Origin of the sequence: Clostridium sp. (genome assembly GCF_016650095.1) — a bacterium.
Taxonomy (GTDB): domain Bacteria; phylum Bacillota; class Clostridia; order Clostridiales; family Clostridiaceae; genus Clostridium_AD.
On sequence record NZ_JAENWL010000434.1, the window covers coordinates 1 to 2277 of the forward strand.

4 protein-coding genes are annotated in these 2277 nt (G+C 32.3%); 3 read left to right on the forward strand and 1 reads right to left on the reverse strand.

Annotation, left to right across the window (positions count from 1 at the left end; all coding sequences use genetic code 11):
- Positions 1 to 102 precede the first annotated feature (102 nt).
- Positions 103 to 567, reverse strand: coding sequence for a helix-turn-helix transcriptional regulator (locus JJE11_RS17525; protein ID WP_291637954.1), 465 nt, complete (start codon positions 565 to 567; stop codon positions 103 to 105).
- A 139-nt stretch (positions 568 to 706) separates the two neighbouring features.
- Here JJE11_RS17525 and JJE11_RS17530 point away from each other — a divergent pair, with 139 nt between their 5' ends.
- From JJE11_RS17530 to JJE11_RS17540, 3 genes are read left to right on the forward strand one after another with little or no spacing between them, the layout of a single operon-like run.
- Entirely contained in the window at positions 707 to 946 is a 240-nt protein-coding gene (locus JJE11_RS17530) for a helix-turn-helix transcriptional regulator (protein ID WP_291637956.1), read from the forward strand.
- A 46-nt stretch (positions 947 to 992) separates the two neighbouring features.
- Positions 993 to 1814: a phage antirepressor KilAC domain-containing protein gene (locus JJE11_RS17535; RefSeq protein WP_291637958.1), complete on the forward strand. Its 822-nt coding sequence runs from the start codon at positions 993 to 995 to the stop codon at positions 1812 to 1814.
- A 24-nt stretch (positions 1815 to 1838) separates the two neighbouring features.
- The gene (locus JJE11_RS17540) at positions 1839 to 2171 is read left to right on the forward strand and encodes a histidine kinase (RefSeq protein WP_291637960.1); all 333 of its coding nucleotides are present in this window, start codon (positions 1839 to 1841) and stop codon (positions 2169 to 2171) included.
- Positions 2172 to 2277: the final 106 nt, after the last annotated feature.

Below are 2277 nucleotides of genomic sequence, written 5' to 3' on the forward strand. Positions count from 1 at the left end.
CTCATATCCTTCAAAATCTATTTCCTTTACTTTTATGCCCAACTTGTCAGCTTTAACTAATAGATTTTCGTATTTCGTCATGTAGCTCCCCCCTTACGAGTACTACTCCTCATCCATTTGTTTGAATATAGCTTTTGCTTTTTCTATTCTCCTCTTAGCTTCATCAGGGTCAAGTCCATCATCATGTGCAGCAAAATTATATTCTTCTTTTGAAGTTACATATATAGATAGCTCTGTTAATTCAGATACTCTTTTACTAGCTTCCTTTTTACCTAGGTCATTTAATTTGTTGAAGTTAGATAGTAGTTGTTCCTCGATAAGAACGTGGCGGTCGAAGGTACTCGCTGAGTTAATAGTTGTCTTTATATTCTTTTCACCATTTAAACGCTGTAAACTAACGTTTAAGCCTATAGAAATTTTGTAGGCAACATCTAGTGAAACCTTTTTTGTTTTTCTATCAAAAATGCTTCTAACTGTTGAATCAGCTAATCCAGTTGCCTTACAAACATCTGAAATTTTCATTTCCTTTTCATCCATAATAACTTTAAGTATTTTGTAAAAGTCCATATTAACCACTCCTTATATATTTATTATACAACATATTTCACGCATTGCAAGAAAAAAAGATAAAATAGGTATTGACATTTCACGCACTGCGCTATAATATATAAGCATAGCAACGCAATGCGTGAATGGAGGTGTTGAAATGAGAAGTAATAATATTATGTTTGAAAATCTTAGGGCTGAAATGGCAAGAAAGCAAATTACAATTAAAGGAATAGCAAAAGAAATCGGAGTTAACAGAGATACACTAGGAAATAAACTATCCGGTAAAAGGCCTTTGCATTTAGATGAAGCGTTACTTATGAATCGAATTTTTTTCCCAGAAAAAGATGTTGTGTATCTATTCAAAGAAATTTGTTCTTATGAAACACTAAAGCATTAAAAATATGGGCGGTAAATATGAATAAATTTAAAAAGGAGGAATGAAATTGAATGATTTACAGATATTTAAAAATGAACAGTTTGGAGAAATAAGAGCAATTGAGATTAACAGTAAAACTTACTTAGGGGCAACAGATTCAGCAAAGGCATTAGGATACGCGGATGCAATAAATGCAATAAAACAACATTGTAAAAAAGATGGGGTGGTGAAACACCATGTCATAGATTCAATGGGAAGAACTCAACAAATGAATTTTATAACAGAAGGTAATTTGTACAGGCTTATTTCTAAATCACAGTTGCCAGGAGCAGAAAAGTTTGAAAGTTGGATATTTGATGAAGTTCTTCCAACTATAAGAAAACATGGAGCATACATGACAACTGAAAAGCTAGAAGAAGTACTGTTGAATCCGGATGCAATGATTAAAATACTAACGGAGCTAAAAAAAGAAAGAGAAGAAAAACAGGGGCTACAACTAGAAAACAAACAAAAGGACCAGATCATTGGAGAGTTAAAGCCAAAAGCAGACTACATGGATAGCATTTTAAGAAATAAAGGTCTTGTTACCATAACGCAAATAGCTAAGGATTATGGAATGAGTGGAAATAAAATGAATGAATTATTGCATAAATTGAATGTTCAATATAAGCAGAGTGGTCAATGGTTATTATATATCAAATATCACGATAAAGGGTATACGCATTCTGAAACGGTGGATATTATCCGTAGTAATGGCATGGAAGATGTAAAAATGAATACTAAGTGGACACAAAAAGGCAGATTATTTTTATATGATTTATTAAAAGAACATGAGGTATTGCCAATTATAGAACAGAGAAATTTTAAAGCGGCTGGCTATAAAAATTAAATTAATTAAGGAGGCAGTTTAGAAGTGGAAAATCAAACTATGACAAAAAATAAAAAAGATAGTTTCATTGTGAGCTTATTAACTCAACAGGACATAGCTTCAAGGTGGCAAGTATCTGTCCAATCCATTGAGACTTGCAGAAAAGGGGGCATTATAAACTCTGTTAAAGGAGTGCCTGGCATTCGATTTAGTTTAGCAGAAATTGAAGCGGTAGAAGGTGTTACACCAACTAGGTTTTCTCCATTAGAAAGAAGAAAATTAGAAAGAGAAATCGAAGGACTTAAGCAAAAATTAGCAACTTATGAAGAAGTGAGGGTAATGGTTTTAAATGTTTCGTCTAAAATAATAAATTTGTAGGCAAATAATCACATCTTAATAATTCTAATCTAACTACACCTCAATGGCGTACAAGTTCCCTATTAGAGGGCAATAAAATTATAAGGAGGTAAAAATGAATAAAAAA